Origin of the sequence: Sporosarcina ureilytica, assembly GCF_001753205.1 — a bacterium.
Lineage (GTDB): Bacteria > Bacillota > Bacilli > Bacillales_A > Planococcaceae > Sporosarcina > Sporosarcina ureilytica.
This window is the reverse complement of record NZ_CP017560.1, coordinates 1,145,385-1,168,161: the sequence shown is the minus strand read 5'-3', so window position 1 is coordinate 1,168,161 and position 22,777 is coordinate 1,145,385. Positions and strand designations below refer to the sequence as shown.

Below are 22,777 nucleotides of genomic sequence, written 5' to 3'. Positions count from 1 at the left end.
TGATTCTCTTTTCATTATACCTACCCTAGTCATATATCGCGAGAAAACCAATTTCTAAATAAGGTTTAGTGAATACTGTTTCAAGTCACAAATAAAAATGTCTATTTTTTTAATGAAAGTGTTTTAATATATATCCTTTCGGCAAAATGACATTTACTTTTTGAAAGTAACCTGTTAACGTAAAATGTTGGAACCTACTACATATTTAAACAAGAGGAGGAATACTAATGAGTGTTCCTGTAAAAAATGAAAAGCCTGAGCGTCGTTCAACCTTAGGCCTACTGCTTCTCGTAGCTGGTATTATTTTTCTAACTACTAATTTACGTGCACCAATCACTTCTGTTGGACCAGTTGTCCCCCTTATTCGGGATGGACTAGGTATTTCAAATACAATGGTCGGTGCCCTAACGACGATTCCGTTACTGGCATTCGGGTTGTTATCTCCTTTCGCCCCACGTCTTGCAAGAAGATTTGGGATGGAAGTCGTCTTATTTTTTGTAATAATTGCCATTACAATCGGTCTTATCTTCAGGCCTTTAGGCGGCATCTCAATCCTTTACATTGGGACCATTTTTATTGGTGCGGGAATTGCAATTGCCAATGTACTGATGCCAGCCTTTATTAAAATGAAATTTCCCAATAATATCGGTGTCATGACAGGGATTTATTCTATCTCTATGAATATTACCGCTGCCTTAGCCGCTGGATTAAGTATTCCAATCGCTACGTCCAGTTCGTTTGGTTGGAAGGCTTCCATTGGTGTTTGGGCTATATTCGCGGTTATTGCGCTATTATTTTGGATTCCACAACTCCTTAATCGACAAAAAGAATCGTCTCAAGGGAACGAAATGAAAAAAGGAATTTCGCTGTTGCGATCAAAACTTGCCTGGAAAATTACGGTATTCATGGGGTTGCAATCCTTATTATTTTACTGTGTTGCCGCTTGGTTTCCAGTTATTTTACAAGACAGGGGTATGACTGCAGAGAAAGCAGGTTGGATGCTATCTTCCGTCCAATTAGCGCAATTGCCATTTACTTTTATTATGCCAATTATCGCTGGACGAATGAAGAACCAAATTCCACTAGTTTGGTTTACATTCATCACCTTAATCCTCGGACTCTCGGGGATCCTATCAGGTCAAATGGCACTCGTATTACCATCAGCCATTTTATTCGGAATTGCGACCGCAACTGCATTTAGTTTAGCAATGATGTTCTTTATGTTAAGAACTGAAAACATATATGAAGCAGCGGATTTATCTGCGATGGCGCAAACGTTTGGCTATTTACTTGCCGCGACAGGCCCTGCCCTATTCGGATTGTTATACGATTTAACTGGTGGTTGGACAATCCCTATTTTCTTATTAATATTTTCTTCTATCGTCCTATTCATTGTTGGACTGGGCGCTGGACAAAATACTTACGTATCAAAACCCACGCACGCGTCAACCGAAAATTAATCTTATCATCATTTTATTGGATAATAGAAAAGGCTTCCTAGTCCGTCACCAATTGACAGACTGGAAGCCTTTTTCATACATTAAATTTCTTTCAATAGATTTGCCATTTCAATGGCTGCAGTACCCGCATCCCAGCCTTTGTTTCCAGCTTTTGTGCCAGCACGTTCGATAGCTTGTTCAATTGTCTCTGTCGTTAATACGCCGAAAATAACCGGAACGCCTTCCTGCATATTAATGGCTGAAACACCTTTTGCAACTTCACTGCACACATAGTCAAAATGAGGCGTTGAGCCGCGAATTACCGTTCCTAGCGTAATAACCGCATCATACTTTTTAGATGCTGCCATTTTCTTCGCAACAAGCGGAATTTCAAAAGCACCTGGAACCCATGCGACATCAATATTCTCTGAATCTACACCATGACGACGCAATGCATCTTCCGCCCCGCCTAACAACTTCCCTGTAATGAATTCATTAAACCGTCCAACTACAATCCCAACCTTTAAATCCGTTCCAACTAAATGACCTTCATATACTTTTCCCATCATAACTTCCCCCTTAAGCGTGTAATAAATGTCCGAGTTTTGTTTTTTTCGTTTCCATATATCTTCTATTTTCATCTTTCGCAGGCATTTCAATTGGCAGTCGTTCAATTACTTGGACACCATTTGATTCTAGACCTGAAATCTTTCGTGGATTATTCGTTAGTAAAGTAATCTTTGACACGCCAAGATCTCGTAAAATATGTGCACCGATTCGATAATCTCTTGCATCGTCCGGGAAACCTAATTTTACATTTGCCTCGACCGTATCATAACCCTCGTCTTGTAATTGATAAGCTTTCATTTTATTAACAAGTCCAATTCCACGACCTTCTTGTCTTAAGTATAATAAAACACCTTTTCCTGCTTCTTCAATTTGGCCAAGGGCGGCATGCAGTTGTGGGCCGCAGTCGCATCGATTTGAGCCAAAAATATCACCGGTTAAACATTCCGAATGAACACGAACAAGAACATTTTCACCATCCTCTATTTCACCTTTTACAAATGCGAGATGTTCTTGTCCAGTTGATTTCTCTACGTATGTAAAGACTTTGAATTCACCAAACTCAGTTGATAACTGGATATCAACAACGTGTTCAACTAACGATTCGCGCGCCTGCCGATAATTGACTAACTCTTCAATTGTTAAAATGACTAAGTCAAAACGTTCTGCCATTTCTTTTAACTGCTGGCCTCTTGCCATCGTTCCATCCGGATTCATAATTTCACAAATCACGCCTACCGGATCTACTCCTGCGAGTTTTGCTAAATCAACCGCCGCTTCTGTATGTCCTGGACGTTCAAGTACACCACCGCGTTTTGCAATTAACGGAAATATATGCCCAGGTCTATTAAATTCTTCTGGTTTTGCATCTGAATGAAGCATGCTTAAAATCGTTTCTGAACGTTCAAATGCTGAAATTCCTGTATGCGTTGTGACATGGTCAATGGACACTGTAAAAGCCGTACGATATGGATCGCTATTTTCTGCCGCCATAAGAGGTAACTCTAATTGTGCCGCCTTTTCTTCTTCAATCGGTACGCAAATAAGTCCCTTACCCTCTGTCGCCATGAAATTAATCACTTCCGGCGTAGCAAATTGACCTAATGCTAAAAAGTCGCCTTCATTTTCCCGATTTTCATCGTCCACAACGATGATTGCTTTACCTCTTTTTAATTCTTCAATTGCTTTCTCTACTGTCGTATACATATTCGTCACCCCTTAATTTAGAAAACCATTTTCTGCAAGTAATGACATCGTCACCGTGCTCGGTTGTTGCACTTCTTTTTTAGATAATAATCGTTCAATATATTTCGCTAACATATCGCACTCTACATTCACAATGTCGCCAACGCGTTTTTGTCCAATTATAGAGTCAGCTTGTGTAACCGGAATTAACGAGATAACAAATCCACTATCTGTCACATCAAAAACTGTCAGTGACGTTCCATCAACTGTCACAGACCCTTTTTGGATGAAGTACTGTAATAATTCAGGTGCAATGTTAATTTCCATGTAAATTGCATTTTCTCTCTGTTGAACGGTCACTATATCGCCGGTTCCATCAACATGTCCACTTACAAAATGACCGCCAAACCGACCATTTGCTGCCATTGCGCGCTCTAAATTGACACGACTTCCTACTTGAAGCGAGTGAATCGTTGTCGCTTTTACCGTTTCAGGCATCACATCTGCTGTAAAATAGGACGCTGTAAAATCTTTAACCGTTAAACAAACACCATTCACCGCAATGCTATCCCCTTTATTAACATCTTCAAGGACCTTCGCACATTGAATTCGGAGCGTTAAAGAATTCGCACCTCGATTCGCGGATTGAATTGTACCGATTTCTTCTACAATCCCAGTAAACACTATGACTCACCTTCCTTTTGAAACTGAGCATGAATTCTAATATCATCGCCAATTTTTTTCACGTCTAGGAATGAAAGTCCTTCACTTTCTGCCATAAAAGAACGCGTTTCATCCATAAAGATTGTCGGACCATTGCCAATTAATTTTGGTGCTACGTATAAATAAAGTTCATCAGCCAACTGTGCATTCATAAAACTCGAATGGATGCGACTGCCGCCCTCGACAAACAAGGTCATAATTCCTTTTTGCGCAAGACGTATTAGCACTTCTTCCAAAAAATGTGCTGAATCTGGAATTCTTTCAATAGACACATTGGAAAACGCAGATAAATGTGCATTCATTACAGTTGATTCCAACGTAAAAATAATTGTTTCTACAGCACCATCAGTAATAACATTTGCTGTTTCGGATGTTCGTAACTGTCGATCTAAAATAATTCGAATTGGATTCTTTCCACCATGGGGCAAACGGGTGGTTAGGAAAGGATTATCATGAAGTACGGTGTCAACGCCAACTAAAATCGCATCATGGGTATGACGAAGTTCATGGACATCTGTTCTAGAGGTTTCAGATGTAATCCATTTACTATCCCCATTTTGCGTTGCAAGTCGACCATCTAGGGTAGTGGCCGCTTTCAAAGTGACGTAAGGTTTACCGTGTTGAATAAAATGAAAAAATGCACGATTTAAATAGTCTGCCTCTTCCTGTAAAACACCGGTGATTACTTCAATTCCGGCTTGCTTAAGAAGTTCAATCCCTCGTCCATTTACAGAAGGATTTGGATCTGTTGACGCAATGATTACACGACGAATCCCGCTTGAAATAATGCGTCCTGTACAAGGCGGTGTTTGTCCATGATGTGCACACGGTTCAAGGGTGACGTATAAATCCGCACCAAAAGCTGCTGCTCCTGCCATCTTTAATGCATGAACTTCAGCATGGGGGGTTCCCGCTTTTAAGTGAGCGCCTGTCCCAATAATTTGACCATTTTTAACACAAACAGCACCTACAAGAGGATTCGGTGAAGTTTGTCCTTCTGCACTTTGCGCCAATTGTAGCGCTAGTTTCATCATATTTTCATCAATCATCGACATTCCCCCTTTCAATTGTATAAAGAGGGCAACCTATTATCGGCATTGTACGTATTCCCCAAAGCTTCTCCCATCCAGACTTTAACTGTCGGTGCCGGAGTTTCACCAGCTCCACCGTTTTCTAGCAAGTAGAAAAGCGGGTCACGGACTAACAAGCATCACACTTGATCACCGTCGGTAAGGAATTTCACCTTGCCCCGAAGTTATTAGAAAATATCGTACTTTCTTAAACCTACCACATCATTTTATAATAATCAATAGTAGATTTTATATTTATAGAACGAAAAAACGAAATTCATGACTTTAGATTCGTGTAAATAAACCCAATTAACTTGAAGTTCGACAAGGTTATTCGGTCGATTTTTCATTTTCACAACAAGTCTATTTTGAAGTTCAATAAATGACCATAATTATTTTTGATACATCTACCAAAACCTATAGAAAAGGCACCGCTAAATTAAGCGATGCCCTTTGTTTTTCTTATTTTTGTAAGTCTTCAATTGAGTCAATGTTCATATATTCTGGGACGACTAAACCGATTTTCACACCTTCCATATTAATGCCAAGCTCTTCAAAGTCACCTTTAAATTTCTCAGCATATGTTTCGTGTGTAATTGGTAACCATGCTGCGAGTGATGCATCTGCGCTACCATTTGCAACAGCTGTCCATAATGGACCTGCTTCTACTTGTGTCAGTGTAACCTTATAGCCCATATCTTCTAGAACAATTTTCATCACGTTATGGCTTGCGATTTCACTATCCCATGCAACATAAGCAAGTTTAATTTTATCGCCGTTAACTTTATCGACACCATCTGTCCATTCTGATACTTTATCTTCATTTGCGTCAATCCAGTTTTGAGCTGCTACTTCTTCTTTCTCACCGTCTTGAATTGCAATCATAACCTCGGCCATGTCCTCTTCTGTCCAATTAAAGTTCGACAAAATTGCATGTGCTTCTGGTAGATCTTCTTCTAAACCAACACGGCCTATTGTACGGATTTGCTCTTCTCCGCCAAATGAACCTTTGGGATCTTCAAGATATTTAAGATCAAACTCCGCAAATTTCCAGTGCGGTGTCCAACCTGTAACAATAATTGGTTCTTCTTTATCATATGCTTTTTTCAGCGCTGCCGTCATTGCTGAACCTGAACCTGTAGTTAGCGTCCACTCATCTAATTCATAATCTTCAATTGCACGGTCAGCTGCTTCCATAATCCCAGCACCTGGGTCAATTCCTGTAATCTTATAATTTACTGATTCACCAACTGCTTCCTCTGTAACACCAGTTGTGTCATCATCTGAACCTGTTTCTTTCTTAGTTGTATCGTCACTTCCACATGCTGCAAGTCCTAGTGCAAGCAATGCTGCTGCACCTAATCCAAATACTTTTCTTTTCAAAATCATTCTGAAATTCCTCCTTGTTTTTTCGATCCTGCGTGTTGCGTGATGCGGTCTAAAATAATGGCAACAATGACAATCGCCACACCGACTTCAACACCAACACCTGTTTTCAATTGCGTAACGGCTCGGTAAACTTCTTCACCAAGTCCCGGAGCACCTACCATTGAAGCTATCACAACCATTGAGAGTGATAACATGATACTTTGGTTCACGCCTGCTAAAATAGTTGGCTTTGCAAGCGGAATTTGAATCTTCACTAAACGTTGCCATGTTGTTGAACCGAATGCCTCAGTTGCTTCGATTAAATCCGTTGGCACTTGCTGAATCCCTAACATCGTTAAACGAATTGTCGGTGGCATTGCAAAAATAACTGATGCAACAACCCCTGGTACAACCCCGATGTTAAAGAAGAAAATAGCTGGGATTAAATAAACAAATGCTGGCATCGTCTGCATTAAATCCAAAATCGGATTCGTAATTTGTTTCACAGTTTTATTTTGTGATGCCAAAATTCCAATCGGTATCCCAATAACTACAGCAAACAAGACGGCTGTCACAACGAGTGCTAGCATTTGCAACATCGGATACCATAAACCTAAATAGTCTATGAACAAGAATCCAATTAGTGTAAATAGCCCAATTTTTCTCGTTGAAATAAACCAAGCAAGTAAGGCAAATATGACTGCCAATAAAATTGATGGCACAAGGTCTAATAAATTGACTGACCCTTCTACAATTGCTTCTAAGAACGTTGCAATCCCATCAAATAATGGCGCAAAAACATCTGTTAACCATTGAACGCCATCGTCAATCCAGTCGGCAAATGGAAGGCGTGGTAAAAATTTATCCAATCTCCTCTACCTCCAACTCTGCGTCTGCAGAAACGACCCCATTACCATTAATAAAGCTGTCATTTCCTGATAAAGCACCAATTAATGCACCACGAATAATAATTCCTTTGAGACGTTGCTTTTCATCTACAACCGCTACTGGAATCGTCGCTGTCGAGACAGTGTCAAACAACTCTGTGAGTACACAATCTTCCACCACAGTCTGGATATCAGTTATGAGAATATCTTCCAACGATTTCCCTTCACCTACTGCAGCATCTGCGTCCTGTGCGGTCACTGCTCCTAATAGACGATGTTGCTTATCAGTTACATACATAGAGGAAATACGCAGTCGTTTCATCAGGCGTAACGCAACCCTTGGGCCACGATCAATTTGTACCGAATCTGCTTGTTTCATAATATGAGCAGCCGTCAATACTTTCGATAAATCGACATCTTCTACGAATTTTTCAACGTATTCATTGGATGGATTCATTAAAATCTCTTCTGGTGTTCCAATTTGAACAATTTCTCCGTCCCTCATTAAAGCGATTCGGTCGCCGATTCGAAGGGCCTCATCTAAATCATGGGTAATGAAAATAATCGTTTTTCCCATGTCATTATGAAGCTGTAACAACTCATCTTGCATATCTTTACGAATTAACGGATCTAACGCACTAAAGGCCTCATCCATCAACAAAATATCTGGATCGTTTGCAATGGCACGTGCTAGTCCAACACGTTGCTGCATGCCCCCGCTTAATTGAGATGGATATTGTTCTTCGTATCCAGCTAACCCAACTAATCTAAGAGATTCTATCGCTTTCTCTTTTCGTTCCTCTTTCGAAACACCTTGAATTTCCAATCCATATTCCGTATTGGAAAGAATTGTTTTATGTGGAAATAGGGCAAAGTTTTGAAATACCATCCCAATTTTTTCACGACGGACTTTACGCAGTTTTTCTTTGTTCATTTGAACGATATCTTCACCGTCCAGTAATATATGTCCCATCGTTGGGTCTATCAATCTATTTAAAAGACGAACAAGCGTAGATTTCCCACTTCCAGATAGCCCCATGATGACAAAGATTTCGCCTTCATACACATCAAAAGAAGCATGATTTACACCAACTGTGGATCCAGTTGCTTTTAAAATGTCTCCTTTTGTCTTTCCTTCTTGAAGTAATTGAGCCGCACGCTTCGTATGTTTACCGAAGATTTTCGTTGCTTGCTTCACTTCAATTTTCTTCTTACTATGTTGCACTTCCATTTTTACACTCCCTCGTTTTTTACGAATGTCTACTAGTATAACTATAAACTTATTACTTTACAACCTTTTTTACAATTTGTTTAGTTTGTACGGAAAAAACCGTACAAATTTTAGGTTAAAAAAATTGATTTTTAATAGGAGTTAAACTATGCTATATGAAGAATATTTGACTAGGCTTGTAATAAGCTGAAAGCTATAAGGAGATAGCAGTATGAATGGATACGACAAACTTTTACGTTCACGCAAGCGCATTATGGAATCCATCACTCAGAACATCCATTTATTTGGTCAACCCCCTTCTGCCGGAAGACAATACAGTATGCTGTTCTTTGAAAATAAACCGATGACTTTAGACGAAATGGCTGAAGAACTAGGTATGAGTAAAACAAGCATGAGTACATCTATTCGTTCATTAGCAGAGTCTAAATTGGTTGAACGTGTATGGGAACGCGGTGTCCGAAAAGATTTATATAAGGTAAATGATGATTGGTACCAAAACTTCATTGATACTTTTTCACTTAGATGGGGAAGGTCAATTTCTTTGCACTTAAGTGCGATTAGAAGGTCTAATCGCGAACTCCAAGAACTCATTGAAGATGAGTCAGCTGACGAGGAAGTTGTAGAACTTGCAAAGCAGGATATCGAAAAGCTCAATTATATGAGGAGTTATTATGAATGGTTAGAACGCCTTGTTGATGCGTTTGAAGACCACTTAATTTTCGATCTTGTGCCGAAGAATGTAGAGGAATCTTGAAATGCAAAAACGACAATCAGTTTGAAATAACTGATTGTCGTTTTTGGTATGCTATCGGTTATTAAGTGGGCATTTTCAATCCCTTATGAATCAATTTGTTTAGCAAAGGAACTCTTCAAGCTATAATGAAACTAACTAAAAGGAGAGAGAGTATATGGCTAAAGCAACTGTCTACACAACAACATGCCCGTATTGCACAATGATGATGGATTACTTAACGGAACAAAATATCCCTTTTGAGGAAATCAACGTGCAAGAAGATATTGAGGCCCAGCGTAAATTAATCGCGGAGACTGGTGAGATGGGCGTTCCACAAACGAAGTTGAACGACAAATGGATTTTTGGATTCAATCCAACTGAAATTCAAGAAGCGTTGAAGGGCTAGATGCAATTGAAGAAACGTTTATTTTCATGTAAATCATGTAGTCATGATAAGTTTGATACAAAGGAAAGAAAATTTCCGAAAATATGCCCTGGTCATGTTGCCATGGCGATTACAGGGATTGTGCTGGTTTATATGCAATGGATGCAGTGATGAAATAACCTCCTTTTCTAATTGAAAAGGAGGTTATTGTGTTTATTTAGCTAATACTATTTTCGTTTCCAACTCAATCATCACATTTCCTGGGATTGCACGGCTAATCATGCAGGACGCCTCCGATTTTTCCGCTAACCTTTGTGTAAATACGATGTCTTTTTCTGATGCATCATGCTTTAAAATGATATGCGATTTATGAATGATTTTTTATATGTAATGACGCCTTTTGTTACATCGACCACACCAATTGATTCAATCTCTAATTGTTCTTTCTCCAAGTTGCTTCGTTCCATCGCCGCCGACGCATATTCTCATCCACTAATAAGGGATCCACAATATTGGCAATTCCCTACTTGGCCTTTTACAACCTTATTATTTGCACCGCAACCGTTACAAGGTATGACGTTCATTTTTACTTTTTGATTCGTAATTGAAAGGTTTTGATCTTGAACTTCATCTGTGATTAAAACAATTTCATCTGCGCTATAATTAATATAAGCATCTTCAAAAAAACCTTTTTTAATCATGTCTTCAATATCCGAAATTGCAACGTTAGATGCTGTAGGAATTGCCGATGCAATCGTCCCAATGGATCTCAACTTTTTATTAACAATAAGATCAATGTATTTTTTATATTTCTCGGCTCTTATTGATGACTTTTTACCAAAATAGATTAATGCTAAACCTGCAGCAACATAAAATAACGTACCAAATATTCCACTGACCCAACCATCTTCCATTAGCGCTCCAGATGAGATAAGCCCCCCACCTACAATGATCCATCCCCAAATCATCATTTTTCTTCCTGAGGACAGCGATGCTTTCTTATCCGTTCTCAGTTTTCTTACAAGGAAAAAAACTCCTACAGGCCAAAAAATAATTAGCAAGAAAATTATTAGTGGCCATGAATGTGATCCACTTTTTTCATCAGTTTTTGATGTCATTTTCCCTTCCCCTTTCTACAGCGTGTATGATTATTTTATTTTCCCCTAATATCCACTAATCGGTTAATGCCTTTCCATCAAAGATGTACTATGTATATCGTTCAACCCTTTCTATTCGGGTTTTGTACTGTTTGACTCGGGAAATATGAAAACACGTCAGGACATAATTTCATGATTAGTCTCATATACCTTATCTTCTTTGGTGACTTTTCCTTGTTCTCGTTAAAATTTCAATGTATTGCAAATAGTATAACATGGATATCGTTTACTTGTATGCTAGATATAAGATTGAGACCTTTATCCATATTTAATCCCCCACATTGTTTTGTTTTTATGAACACTCGCTTTATTGGTTATATAGAGAATTAAAATGACAAAGGATACATTTATTGAAAATCCTTGTAAAAAACATTTATTTCATTTTTTTGAGCACCAAAAAACACCGTAACTTAGCAACAAGTTATCGGTGTTTTACTGAATGATTTTTTGATGATTAAAAAGTGCTTATCTATCCAAATGATCCACTTAAAAAGCTTTCTCCTCGTTATAAACTCCTCACTCCGTCACTTCAATCCCAACTTCCAATTCCACTTCAACATTTCCCTGAATCGCGCGGCTAATCATGCAGGAGGTTTCTGCTTTTTCCGCAAGTTTTTTGGCACGGTTAACCTCTTTTTCCGTCACGCCTTTTGCTAAAGTAATCTGCGGTTTATGAATGATTTTTTTATATGTAATAACGCCATTTGTCACATCCACCACACCGACCGATTCCATTTCCAAACTTTCCTTCGCCAGATTGCTTCGCTCCATCATCGCCGCCAGCGTAATGATATAACACGTCGCTGCTGCCCCTAGTAACATCTCATCTGGATTTGTCCCAATTCCAGGTCCATCCATTTCGGGTGGGATAGATACTTTTGTTTTCAACTGCCCTGCATCAATCGTCCCCACATCATTCCGACCACCTGGCCACTTTGCTGTTAAATGAAATAAATGCTCTGCCATTCAATTCCCCTCCGATTTCTAAGTTTATTATACGTGACAATTTTATTAATCACCAAAAAGTAGAGGATACTAGCTCTCCTCTACTTTAATCATTCTATTATTTAACTTCTATAATATGTTCTTCGTGTTCATGTAACTCCTCATCATCCTCTACATGAATGACGATTGTATATTGTTCTGCTTCTTCAAACGTGTAAAGTGCGGTATATTCTCCCGTATTTGTTTCTTCCGCATTTACCCAATCATGTTGATCAGGATTGCCTTCGTGCCAAATTTCATAACGAACATTCAATTGTTCTAATGGCAGTTCATCTAATTCAGTATGTACAATAAGTTCTTTCTCTTCACCAGCAGTAACATCTATTGGCTTCATAAAATGCATAGAAAAGCCTTCTGTATGGTAATCTTGTCCACTACTTTCTTCATACTCCCCGCCACTTCCGACAATCACTTGTTCAACAGGCATTGTATGAAGGCCTTTCGCTGTAACATGGACTTGAATATGGAAGAGTCCGTCATGATCAAAGGATGTTTCCGCTGTATAAACGCCCTCTTTTTCATTCACGGAATCAATCATTACGCTCTCAGACTTTTTTCCTTCCTCCCATACTTCATAAACCACTTCATCTGCATCATCTATTTTTTTATCACCCATTGTGACGAGTGATGACATGTTAACGGTTTCACCAACTTCAACTTCATTTGTTACTGTTAATTCAACCAGTAGTGGCTCTAATTCTGTTACATTCGTGATAGGTTCATCTTTTTGCGTACAAGCGACTAATGTTCCCATCAAAATTGTAAATAGGAATACAGTAATGACTCTTTTCAAAAATAACTCCCCCAGTAGCTTCTTATTATTTTCGTAAACTTCACATGTTCAGTATAATCATACATAGAGGTTGAGAACTCTTTGTGAACTTTAAGAAAAGTGAATTACTTCACATAAACTTCAACCTTGCCATATATCATTTTCCTTAAAGCCCAAGCTTTGGAATAGAATGAGGGGATACTATGTCTAATTACACAATTATGATCATTGACGACGAAAGTCAAATGAGAAATCTCGTTCGTGATTTTTTAGAACGTGAACATTATAAAGTTGTTGAGGCAACGGATGGTGCGCATGCACTTTCAATACTTCAACAAACAAAAACCGATTTGTTTATTGTAGATATTATGATGCCATTTATGGATGGCTTTGAATTTGCGGAGAAAGTGAAACGCTACTCTACTGCTCCAATCATTTTTTTATCCGCAAAAGGTGATGAGTGGGATAAAGTGAAAGGCTTGAAACTCGGCGGTGATGATTATATCGTCAAACCTTTTCATCCTCAAGAATTACTTGCCCGTGTCGAATCTGTTTTAAGACGTACTTATCAAAGCATTGATCGTACAGAATTATTACGTGTTGGTCCGATTAGTATCGATCATGAATCGCATACCGCGACGGTAGATGGTGAACCGCTTTCACTCACGTTAAAAGAATACGGCTTATTAAAGTTATTTACCCAAAACACGGGGCGTGTTTATTCAAGAGAACAATTACTTGAAACTGTTTGGGGGGAAAATCACAAAAGTACGGAGCGCACTGTCGATACACATATTAAAACGTTACGTTTAAAACTCGGCCCTTATAGTAATTTTATCGAAACTGTTTGGGGAATTGGCTATCGATTTGAGGTGTCACATGAAAAGGAAGAATCTGACGTTTAGTAAAAAAATTATCATTCTCCTCCTTTCGAGCATTGGTTTTACGATTCTTTTTTCGTTTTTCTTTATCCATTACTTATACTCAAAATTATATTTGACAAGTATTGAGGAATCGATTATTTATCAAGGACAAAGAACGGCTTCTCACTACCATTATGGGGTATTAAGTGAGGAGATTATTGAAAAAATTCAATGGTACAATATCGTATCTGAATATGAAATTATCGTTGTGGACGATTTAGATGAACTTTCCACCCATTTTCCTTATCAAATCAACACAAAATCCTTGCTAGATAGCGATGATTACGAGACGTTAGATAAAGGAAAATATGTCATGAAAGAAGGCTATGTAGAAGAGCTTGACAGAGAGATACTCGGTGCTATTTTCCCAATTAAGGGGGAATTCGGATTAATAGGTTTTATATATATTTACGTTCCGCTAGCTGCCATACAAGATGTTTTTAAGGAAAGTATTCCTTTACTCGTTGGTACGGGACTGATTTTCTTTTGCCTTCTGTTCATGATTGTTTGGTCGTTTTGGCGTTCATTATTTACGCCACTTAAACAACTTGAACATCATGCCGTTGAAGTTGCAAATGGCAATTATGAAAATCGATTGGCCATTCGATATGACGACGAGGTTGGACAAGTCGCAAAAACGTTTAATATGATGACCGAATCACTCGAACAACATGAATTACGGCAAAAGGAATTTATCTCAAATGTCGTTCATGAACTTCGGACACCACTAACCTATGTTAGCGGTTATACACAAGCTATAAAACAGGATCTTTCGACTGTTAATAAAAATAAGTATTTAAACACCATTGAAAAGGAAACCGAACGACTTAATAAACTCATTACTGATTTAGTAGATTTATCTCATTTTCAAGAAGGTTTTAATAAGATGACGAAGCAACCGTTAGCCATCGCGCAAGTTTTGTTAGATACAGTTGACTTATTTTTCATCCAAAGTCAAAAGAAAAACATTCAACTCAAAGTAACCGTCGATGAAGAGTTGATTGTGATCGGCGATGCGAAACGTATTCAACAAATCTTTTATAACATTATCGATAATGCTATTAAATACTCAAAGAGTGATAGCGATGTGCTTGTATCATTAGTGAACGATGATGATTATGCCAAATTTCAAGTGCAAAATTTTGGGACAGTCATAGATGCAGAAGATATTCCGCATATTGGCAGCCGGTTCTTCCGTACGGATAAAGCACGCAACCGAACGACTGGCGGTACTGGACTTGGCTTATCAATCGTGAAAGAAATTACAAGTCTACACGACGGTCACTTTTCGATTACAAGTGATGTGAATGACGGAACGATTGTGACGGTTCAACTACCACTATTAAAGGACGAGATTTAAGTCAATTACCCACGATTAAAATCACTGGCTTGTAAGATGAAGCCCTAATTGACTAGCCTAGGTCTTATGGGGACTACGTTGTTTGTGTCATGACACCATAGAATGCCAGCTCTAGTTCTATGCTACTGTCGCATGTGATTAAAAGCTCTGAGGGGAAAGGAGCGGTGTTGCATGCCGAACAAGCACTTACAACATTGGCGAAGAGCACCTAACTCGAAGGAGGTAAACAACATGTTTGTTTACGTACTTAATCAATATGGCAAACCGCTTATGCCTTGTAAACCCATAAAAGCTCGTAAGTTACTCACACAAGGAAAGGCAAAAGTTGTACAACGGACACCATTCACAATCCAGTTAAAATATGGCTCAAGCGGCTATGTACAACCCGTTTCGCTTGGCATTGATGCTGGTACGAAAGAAATCGGAATTTCTGCAACGACAAAAGACGATGTGGTGTTTGAGGGCGAAGTGAAGCTCCGTACAGATATTCAAGAATTACTCGCAACCCGCAAGTCTTTACGGGGTGCTAGACGGAGTCGAAAAACACGCTATCGAAAGCCACGTTTTTTAAATCGCAAGAAAGAAAAAGGATGGCTTGCTCCATCTGTTCAAAATAAGGTTGATATGCATGTAAAAATTATCCGGAAGGTACATAAGATTCTTCCGATTCAAAATCTCACCATTGAAGTCGCACAATTTGATATTCAAAAGATTAAGAACCCAAGTATTTCCGGAGATTTATACCAAAAAGGTGACCAGCTTGACTTCTGGAATGTTCGGGAATATGTGTTTTTTCGCGACAAGCATGTGTGTCAATACTGTAAAGGAAAATCAAAAGATTATATTCTGAACGTGCATCATATCGAAAGTAGAAAAACAGGAGGAGACAGTCCCGATAATCTGATTACGCTTTGCGAAAACTGCCATAAAAAAATCCATCGCGAAGGAAAAGAGTATCTTTTCAAACGAAAAAACTGTTCTTTTCGTGATGCAACACAAATGACTGTGATGAGATGGTTTATTTATGACAAAGTAAAAGAATTGTATCCACATGCTCGGCTAACGTATGGATTCCAAACAAAAAACAACCGTATTCGTCATGGACTTGATAAGGGACATGCGGTGGATGCACGATGTATTAGCGGAAATCCGTTGACAATACCATCAGAAAACAGCTACTCATTTAAACAAGTCCGAAAAAATAACCGCCAACTTCATAAGATGACAATTTCCAAAGGTGGGTACCGCAGGGCAAATAAGGCCGAACGATTTGTGAAAGGCTTTCAGTTATTCGATAAAGTCATTTTTGAAGGCGTTGAATGTTTTATATTTGGCAGACGAAAGACAGGATACTTTGATTTGCGAACTTTAGACGGTACCCATATACACAAAAGTGCAAGCTTTAAAAAGTTGCGCGTAATAGAGAAGGCAAATACATTGCTTGCCTCCCAAATATAGTGATGAAAGGAAGTGCAGGTTGGCTCCTCCCACGACTCATGTCACGAGTTTCCGCCGGCCTAAACCTTATGAATTTGCGATTAGTCAGCTATTTACTTGTTCTCTCTACCCTGTTGTTAGCGGCCTGTAGCCAACCATCTACACCAAAAGAAAAAATAGAAGCTTTCACTTTTACCAATCAAAATGGAGATGCGTATGGATCGGAAGATTTGCATGGAAACGTATGGATTGCCAATTTCATATTTACAGATTGTGTAACAGTTTGCCCAACAATGACGGCTGAGGCCGCGTCTCTACAGGAAAAATTAAAAGCAAAAGGACATGAAGTAACGCTTATTTCATTTACAGTTGATCCGGAAGTCGATACGCCGGAAAGGTTACATTCTTTTGTCATGGATTTTACAAACGACCTTTCAAATTGGCACTTACTTACAGGCTATTCGCCCGATGATATTGAACTATTTGCACGGGAACAATTTAAAACCATTGTGCATAAGCCACCATCATCCAACCAAGTGATTCACAGTTCAAATTTTTATTTAGTAGATAAAGACGGGCACCTAATCGGTGAATACAACTATATAGATCCAACCTATTATGAAGATTTAATAAACGATATTGAAATTGCACTATAATAAAACCGCTGAGGTATTTCAGCGGTTTTTCTTTCTTTCAAAATACGAAAAAATAATTTTCACTTCCCACCATACCACTTCAACCAATTATGAGCTAAACTATAAGGAGAGATGACAAAATAATTAGAAAGGGTGACCGGTTAGTGACGTATACAATTGAGCCTTTAGGCGACCAAGCGGTAATTATTGAGTTTTCCAATGAAATCAGTTTAAATACACAAAAACAAATTCAAAGAATTACCGCCTACTTAGATCGCGAAGCACCATCCTGGTTAATTGAATATATCCCGGCTTATACAACGCTGTCGTTATTTTATTCAATAAAACAATTTAGTGCATCACCTTCTCCCTTTCAAACAGTTTGCAATGAAATTAACAAACTTCTGCCAAATATCCAAGATGAAGAGATCCTCCCAAATCGCCTTGTGAAAATCCCTGTGCTTTATGGCGGAAAATACGGGCCTGATTTATCACATATTGCCACTCTCCACAACTTAGGTGAAGAGGAGGTCATTGCTATACATACCGGCGGCGAATACTTAGTACATATGATTGGGTTTTCCCCAGGATTTCCTTTTATCGGGGGACTTTCAGAAAAAATTGCAACCCCTCGTAAATTGACACCACACCTTTCAATTCCAGGTCGCTCTGTCGGTATTGCTGGAAAACAGACTGGAATTTATCCAATCGAAACGCCGGGCGGTTGGCAAATTATCGGGAGAACGCCCGTCGATTTATTTTTACCAAATGAAGAGATACCATCATTATTAAGACCGGGAGATCAACTACAGTTTTATCAAATATCTGAGGAAGAATATAAGCATTTGCGTGGTGAAGCAACTTGATAACGATTTTAAAGCCTGGCTTGCTTGATACGATTCAAGACTTAGGTCGCTATGGATTTCAAAAGTACGGTGTCGTCGCAAGTGGTGCAATGGATATGTGGGCGCACCGGGTTGCAAATATTCTTGTCGGCAATGAAGAACATGCAAGTACGATTGAAATGACTTTCGTTGGTCCACATATTCAGTTTGAAAGAGATACTGTTTTTGCGTTATGCGGTGGAAGTCTACAACCTACGATTGACGGAGTCCCGGTGCCAATGTGGCGTCCTGTTTTTGTAAAGAAAAACGCCGTTCTCCAATTGGGACATGCCCTAGCAGGAAGCCGAGCCTACCTCGCTGTTTCCGGTGGATTTGCCATCCCAAAAACGATGAATAGTCAATCGACTTATTTACGAGCGAAGATTGGTGGAATAGAAGGAAGGGCTTTAAAGCGTGGCGATCAAATTTCCATTGATGATAGATTAGACAACGCGAGTATACTTACAGAAAGTTTAAAGCAACCGCAAAATCGCGCTCCTTTTAAAACAACAAATTGGTTTGTGGCGCCAAATTTAGTTCCATACAATATGACGCCTACAATAATTCATGTAACAAAAGGGAAGCAATATGACGCATTTACCGAATCAAGTAAACAAGCATTCCTCAATCAACCATTTACAGTAAACGTAAACTCCGATCGGATGGGGTATCGATTAAATGGGCCACATCTTGCACTGACTGAACAAAAAGAAATGATTTCCGAAGCTGTTGCGTTTGGTTCTATTCAAGTACCCGCAGATGGTAATCCGATTATTTTAACGGCGGACAGGCAAACGACCGGGGGTTATCCTAAAATTGCACAAGTATCCACATGCGATATTTCTATTCTTGCCCAAGCAAAGCCAGGTGACCAACTTATCTTTAACATGATTTCTATTGAAGAATCACAAACACGTTTCATGCAAATGGAAGCGCAATTAAAACAACTAACAACGGCTATACGTATTGCCATTAGGGGGAATTAATTTGACAAACCATACAATCGACTTAAACGCTGATATTGGAGAGAGTTTTGGTGCCTATATAATCGGCAACGATGAAGAAATTTTACCGTTCATTTCCTCAGCAAATATTGCGTGTGGTTTTCATGCTGGCGATCCGAGCATTATGCGTAAAACCGTCACACTAGCGTTAAAACATAATGTAGCGATTGGCGCACATCCTGGTTTTCAAGATGCGGTAGGTTTTGGTCGACGGGAGATAAAAGTGACGCCGGAAGAAGTCTACGAATTAACGCTTTATCAAATTGGGGCGCTTCAAGCTTTTGTTACAGCTGAAGGAAGTACCTTACAACATGTTAAACCACATGGCGCGCTTTATAATATGAGTGCGAAAGATGCACTACTTGCGGAAGCTGTTGCACGGGCCATTTACCATTTTAATCCTGAGTTGCTGCTATACGGACTCGCAAATAGTGAACTAATAAGAGCTGGAAAAAAATTTGGTTTGCAAACGGTGGGCGAAACTTTTGCCGACCGAACTTATCAGTATGACGGTTCTTTGACACCAAGAAATCATCCTCATGCATTGATTGCAAATACCGAAACAGCAATTGAACAAGTCCTGCAAATTGTGAAAGAACAACGAGTAATAGCGATTGACGGCTCAACCATTAAGTTACACGGACAAACTGTTTGCATTCATGGTGACGCGGAAAATGCATTACAATTCGCCCAACAAATTTCAGCTACTTTACAAAAAGAAAATATCTCAATCCAAAACTTCATGCAAAAAAAGTGACGAGGATTATCAAATCCCCGTCACCTTTCAATTACGAACTTGCCCTGTCCCTTGAATCACAAATTTGCTAGACGTTAATGCTTGTAACCCCATTGGTCCCCTCGCATGTAACTTTTGTGTACTGATGCCAATTTCTGCACCGTATCCGAACTCAAAGCCATCCGTAAATCTTGTAGAGGCATTATGATACACCGCCGCCGCGTCAACTTGGTTTAAAAATTTCACAGCATGTTTTTCATTATTTGTCACAATTGCTTCCGAATGGCCTGTGCCGTATTGTGAAATGTGTTGAATCGCTTCGTCAACATCCTTCACAACTTTCAGCCCAACTTCAAGTCCTAAATATTCAGTGTACCAATCTTCTTCTGTGGCAACCTGTATTTCCTCCGAAATTGCTTGAATTGAAGAATCTCCATGAATCACTACCCCATTGCCTTGTAGCAACTTAACAACTTCTTTCCCATGTTTTACAAACCATTTTTCATGTAGTAGAACCGTTTCAACTGCGTTACAGACGGATGGGCGTTGCAATTTTGCATTCAATAAAATGTCAACAGCCATTTGTTTATCCGCTGTTTCATCGATAAATAAATGACAATTCCCCGCTCCTGTTTCCAGCACTGGCACCGTAGATTCTTTGATAACCGTTTCAATAAGCTTTTTTCCGCCCCTTGGAATTAAAACATCAAGATACGCATTAAGATTAAATAATTCTTTCGCTGTTTCACGGCTCGTATCTTCAATTAATTGCACGGCTTCTACTGGAATTGCACTCTTTTCCAATGCTTTATGAATCGATTGAATAAGCGCTTGATTGGAATAGGTTGCAGAAGAACTTCCTCTTAAAATGGCTGCATTTCCAGTTTTCAAGGAAAGTGTCGCCGCATCAACCGTTACATTTGGGCGTGCTTCGTAAATCATCCCAATTACACCGATAGGTACACGTTTTTTCTGAATGAGTAAGCCATTCTCTTTTTCAATGGATTCAAAAATCTCTCCAACCGGATCTGCCAATTCGATCAATTCATGAATGGCCTGAGACATCGCGATAATTCTGTCTTCTGTTAATAAAATGCGGTCCAACACTTCTTCCGTCAGCCCATTTTTTTGCCCCGCTTGAATGTCTTTTGCATTTTCAGTTAAAAGAAATGCTTGGTCGACTACTAACTGTTCTGCGATGAGTTGTAAAGCTTCATTTTTTTCTGCTGTCGTGTTCATTCCTAATTGTGTACTCACTGCTTTCGCTTTTTTACCTTTATCTTGCACTTCATTTACAATCGTTAATTCTCCCATTTAAAACCCCTCCTATATCGTTACCCACTTTGCTCGATGAATGACTTCAACTTGTGTAGTTCTGACACGATTCGTTTGTTCCTCACTTCGCTTGCCAATCGCTTTTTGTAGTTCTTTTGCTGAGTAAGTGACTTCCCCTTTTCCAATTAATCCATTCAGTCCAAAGACCTCAACGACGTCTCCTTTTTCAAAGTTCCCTTGTACTTTAAAAATACCTGCTGGTAATAAATTTTTGCTGTTATATAAAATCGCCTCTTCTGCACCTTCATCTACATATATTTTCCCAGATGCCTCAGAATGCATCGCAATCCATTGTTGATTAATGGTAATTGAATTTTGCTGCTCATTGATAATATAAGTGCCGTCTCCATGCCCATTGATCATGTCTGTTAATTTATCTTTTCCAAAACCTTTACCAATAAAGACTGGGACACCGACAGATAAGGCCGTTTTGGCGGCTAGTAATTTCGATTTCATTCCACCCGTTCCCACACTGGAACCAGACTCATCTGCGAAAGATAGCATGTCATCTGTAATCTTATTTAGTAAATCGATTTTTTGGGCATCTGGATTTTCATTTGGATTGGAATCATAAAGTCCATTCACATCTGTTAATATGATTAGTTGATTCGCTTTCATAAGACCACTGACGAGTGCGGATAACATATCGTTATCACCGAATGTTAACTCTCTAACTGAAATTGTATCGTTTTCGTTAATGATTGGTAATACCCGTCTTTCCAACAGCTCTGACATCGTAGCATATGCATTTTTATAACGGTCACGATTTGAAAAATCATCACGTGTCAATAATATTTGCGCAGGTACAATGCCAAATTCACTAAACTTATCAATATACGATTGTACTAATAGACTTTGACCGACAGCTGCCGCCGCTTGTCTTCCTTTCAACGTAATTGGTCTTGTGCAATAGCCTAAACGTTTAAAACCTGCCGCTACTGCACCAGAAGAAACTAATAACACTTCATGTCCTACACTTTGGAGCTCAGCAAGTGCATTGACATGATCCACAAATTTCACTTGATCAATCTCACCGTTCTCATTCGTAAGTGAACTACTTCCAATCTTAACGACAATCCGTTTTTTTACCATTGCACATATCCCCTAGTTATTTTTCAATAGTCCCATAATTGATATTATACATACTTTACTATAAATCACTACAAAAATAAAGGGGTTTCGGAATAATTATTTATTTAACTGTATATTTATTAACACCTTTAAATATTTGTGAACAGCTTTTCTCTATTACACACAAAAAAGCCTGACATTTAGAAATTGTCAGGCTCTTCCTTTATTTTCGATCTTCAAATTCGATTTTCGTACCATCTTTAAAAGTAATTTCCAATTCTAATTTCTGATAATTCGCATCTTGTTTAAAGACATCAAGCACTTCTTTGATTGCCTCTTCTTTCGTTGTATCTCGTGTAATCGTTAATTGTTCGACTAACGGATAGATTTCATTAAAGGCTTCAGAACCTCTTATCTTTATGCCATTCATATCATCCTCAAGTTTTGCTTCGACACGATTGTTATCGTCTTCTCGGTCAAGCTCCACTTCATAATCCTTGTGATTGCCATAATCAATATCCAAGGAAAACTCTTGATAGTCCAATGCATCCATTTTGGCTACTTCGTCACTGCCATTTGAACCTGATTGCTGTCCTGAATTGTTATTCGTTCCTTCTGCTCCAGCTTCCGAACCGTTCGTTCCTGTATTTCCATTGTTACCATTTGTACCGGCATTGTTATTATCCTCAATCACTTGATTATCAGCCGGCTTTTCATTAATTTTGTTCGTTGTTGTTCCGCAGGCTACAACGAATAAGGACATTACAAATAATGAAATGAAAAGAAATGTTTTTTTCATTTTCCTACCTCCTCGTAATGTTGTTATTCCCAAAGTAAGCGGATTTTACTCCAGAATTATTAAAAAAAGTA

Annotated in this window: 23 protein-coding genes, 1 pseudogene and 1 riboswitch; of the genes and pseudogenes, 10 read left to right on the top strand and 14 right to left on the bottom strand. The window is 38.9% G+C overall.

From position 1 onward, the window contains the following. Positions 1 to 227: 227 nt before the first annotated feature. Entirely contained in the window at positions 228 to 1,460 is a 1,233-nt protein-coding gene (locus BI350_RS05995) for a CynX/NimT family MFS transporter (RefSeq protein ID WP_075527264.1), read from the top strand. A gap of 80 nt (positions 1,461 to 1,540) precedes the next feature. Here the strand turns inward: BI350_RS05995 and ribH are convergent, their stop codons facing one another. The 7 genes from ribH to BI350_RS05960 all read right to left on the bottom strand — a co-directional run bounded on the left by ribH (position 1,541) and on the right by BI350_RS05960 (position 8,470). After that, on the bottom strand, positions 1,541 to 2,005 hold the full coding sequence (gene ribH / locus BI350_RS05990) for a 6,7-dimethyl-8-ribityllumazine synthase (RefSeq protein ID WP_075527263.1): 465 nt from the start codon (positions 2,003 to 2,005) through the stop codon (positions 1,541 to 1,543). A 13-nt stretch (positions 2,006 to 2,018) separates the two neighbouring features. Then, positions 2,019 to 3,212, bottom strand: a complete 1,194-nt coding sequence (locus BI350_RS05985; protein WP_075527262.1) for a bifunctional 3,4-dihydroxy-2-butanone-4-phosphate synthase/GTP cyclohydrolase II — start codon at positions 3,210 to 3,212, stop codon at positions 2,019 to 2,021. Positions 3,213 to 3,224: 12 nt separating this feature from the next. Continuing rightward, entirely contained in the window at positions 3,225 to 3,875 is a 651-nt protein-coding gene (ribE, locus tag BI350_RS05980; RefSeq protein ID WP_075527261.1) for a riboflavin synthase, read from the bottom strand. Beyond that, on the bottom strand, positions 3,875 to 4,963 hold the full coding sequence (gene ribD, locus BI350_RS05975) for a bifunctional diaminohydroxyphosphoribosylaminopyrimidine deaminase/5-amino-6-(5-phosphoribosylamino)uracil reductase RibD (protein WP_075527260.1): 1,089 nt from the start codon (positions 4,961 to 4,963) through the stop codon (positions 3,875 to 3,877). The genes ribE and ribD overlap by 1 nt, the downstream gene beginning before the upstream one ends. Before the next feature lie 61 nt (positions 4,964 to 5,024). Beyond that, a riboswitch (FMN riboswitch) is annotated at positions 5,025 to 5,175 on the bottom strand. Positions 5,176 to 5,446: 271 nt separating this feature from the next. Then, a complete protein-coding gene (locus BI350_RS05970; protein ID WP_075529260.1) occupies positions 5,447 to 6,367 on the bottom strand; it encodes a glycine betaine ABC transporter substrate-binding protein in 921 nt (306 codons plus the stop codon). A gap of 2 nt (positions 6,368 to 6,369) precedes the next feature. Beyond that, a complete protein-coding gene (locus tag BI350_RS05965) occupies positions 6,370 to 7,221 on the bottom strand; it encodes an ABC transporter permease (RefSeq protein WP_075527259.1) in 852 nt (283 codons plus the stop codon). After that, positions 7,214 to 8,470, bottom strand: a complete 1,257-nt coding sequence (locus BI350_RS05960) for a quaternary amine ABC transporter ATP-binding protein (protein ID WP_075527258.1) — start codon at positions 8,468 to 8,470, stop codon at positions 7,214 to 7,216. The genes BI350_RS05965 and BI350_RS05960 overlap by 8 nt, the downstream gene beginning before the upstream one ends. Before the next feature lie 211 nt (positions 8,471 to 8,681). On the opposite strand from BI350_RS05960, the gene BI350_RS05955 reads away from it, so the two are divergent. Next, positions 8,682 to 9,224: a GbsR/MarR family transcriptional regulator gene (locus BI350_RS05955; protein ID WP_075527257.1), complete on the top strand. Its 543-nt coding sequence runs from the start codon at positions 8,682 to 8,684 to the stop codon at positions 9,222 to 9,224. 154 nt (positions 9,225 to 9,378) lie between these two features. Continuing rightward, positions 9,379 to 9,609: a glutaredoxin family protein gene (locus BI350_RS05950; RefSeq protein ID WP_075527256.1), complete on the top strand. Its 231-nt coding sequence runs from the start codon at positions 9,379 to 9,381 to the stop codon at positions 9,607 to 9,609. A gap of 192 nt (positions 9,610 to 9,801) precedes the next feature. Here the strand turns inward: BI350_RS05950 and BI350_RS17155 are convergent. The 4 genes and pseudogenes from BI350_RS17155 to BI350_RS05935 all read right to left on the bottom strand — a co-directional run. Further along, positions 9,802 to 10,064: pseudogene (locus BI350_RS17155) on the bottom strand (hypothetical protein); the annotation flags it as partial. Positions 10,065 to 10,073: 9 nt separating this feature from the next. Then, the gene (locus BI350_RS05945; RefSeq protein ID WP_075527255.1) at positions 10,074 to 10,706 is read right to left on the bottom strand and encodes a hypothetical protein; all 633 of its coding nucleotides are present in this window, start codon (positions 10,704 to 10,706) and stop codon (positions 10,074 to 10,076) included. A 555-nt stretch (positions 10,707 to 11,261) separates the two neighbouring features. Next, positions 11,262 to 11,711 carry an OsmC family protein gene (locus tag BI350_RS05940; protein WP_075527254.1) on the bottom strand — a complete coding sequence of 150 codons (450 nt, stop codon included), beginning with the start codon at positions 11,709 to 11,711 and terminating at the stop codon, positions 11,262 to 11,264. Between the two features lie 97 nt (positions 11,712 to 11,808). Further along, a complete protein-coding gene (locus BI350_RS05935) occupies positions 11,809 to 12,543 on the bottom strand; it encodes a FixH family protein (RefSeq protein ID WP_075527253.1) in 735 nt (244 codons plus the stop codon). A 182-nt stretch (positions 12,544 to 12,725) separates the two neighbouring features. Between BI350_RS05935 and BI350_RS05930 the strand changes: the two genes are divergently transcribed. The 7 genes from BI350_RS05930 (at position 12,726) to BI350_RS05900 (ending at position 19,522) form a co-directional block, all read left to right on the top strand. Then, positions 12,726 to 13,427 (top strand): response regulator transcription factor, encoded by a 702-nt coding sequence (locus BI350_RS05930; RefSeq protein WP_075527252.1) that lies wholly within the window; start codon positions 12,726 to 12,728, stop codon positions 13,425 to 13,427. Then, positions 13,402 to 14,805, top strand: coding sequence for a sensor histidine kinase (locus BI350_RS05925; protein WP_075527251.1), 1,404 nt, complete (start codon positions 13,402 to 13,404; stop codon positions 14,803 to 14,805). Before BI350_RS05930 ends, BI350_RS05925 begins: the two co-directional genes overlap by 26 nt. 231 nt (positions 14,806 to 15,036) lie before the next feature. Next, entirely contained in the window at positions 15,037 to 16,263 is a 1,227-nt protein-coding gene (gene iscB, locus BI350_RS05920; RefSeq protein WP_075527250.1) for an RNA-guided endonuclease IscB, read from the top strand. 68 nt (positions 16,264 to 16,331) lie between these two features. Beyond that, complete coding sequence (locus BI350_RS05915) at positions 16,332 to 16,898, top strand: SCO family protein (protein ID WP_075529259.1); 567 nt, start codon at positions 16,332 to 16,334, stop codon at positions 16,896 to 16,898. A gap of 143 nt (positions 16,899 to 17,041) precedes the next feature. Further along, positions 17,042 to 17,743, top strand: a complete 702-nt coding sequence (gene pxpB / locus BI350_RS05910) for a 5-oxoprolinase subunit PxpB (protein ID WP_075527249.1) — start codon at positions 17,042 to 17,044, stop codon at positions 17,741 to 17,743. Then, positions 17,740 to 18,747: a 5-oxoprolinase subunit C family protein gene (locus BI350_RS05905; protein ID WP_075527248.1), complete on the top strand. Its 1,008-nt coding sequence runs from the start codon at positions 17,740 to 17,742 to the stop codon at positions 18,745 to 18,747. Before pxpB ends, BI350_RS05905 begins: the two co-directional genes overlap by 4 nt. 1 nt (position 18,748) lies before the next feature. Beyond that, a complete protein-coding gene (locus BI350_RS05900) occupies positions 18,749 to 19,522 on the top strand; it encodes a 5-oxoprolinase subunit PxpA (RefSeq protein WP_075527247.1) in 774 nt (257 codons plus the stop codon). A 27-nt stretch (positions 19,523 to 19,549) separates the two neighbouring features. On the opposite strand, the gene BI350_RS05895 is transcribed toward BI350_RS05900, so the two are convergent. From BI350_RS05895 to BI350_RS05885, 3 genes are all read right to left on the bottom strand, one after another. Continuing rightward, positions 19,550 to 20,815, bottom strand: a complete 1,266-nt coding sequence (locus BI350_RS05895; protein ID WP_075527246.1) for a glutamate-5-semialdehyde dehydrogenase — start codon at positions 20,813 to 20,815, stop codon at positions 19,550 to 19,552. Positions 20,816 to 20,827: 12 nt separating this feature from the next. Continuing rightward, the gene (gene proB, locus BI350_RS05890; protein ID WP_075527245.1) at positions 20,828 to 21,928 is read right to left on the bottom strand and encodes a glutamate 5-kinase; all 1,101 of its coding nucleotides are present in this window, start codon (positions 21,926 to 21,928) and stop codon (positions 20,828 to 20,830) included. 202 nt (positions 21,929 to 22,130) lie between these two features. Next, positions 22,131 to 22,706: a YusW family protein gene (locus BI350_RS05885; RefSeq protein WP_075527244.1), complete on the bottom strand. Its 576-nt coding sequence runs from the start codon at positions 22,704 to 22,706 to the stop codon at positions 22,131 to 22,133. Between the last annotated feature and the right edge of the window lie 71 nt (positions 22,707 to 22,777).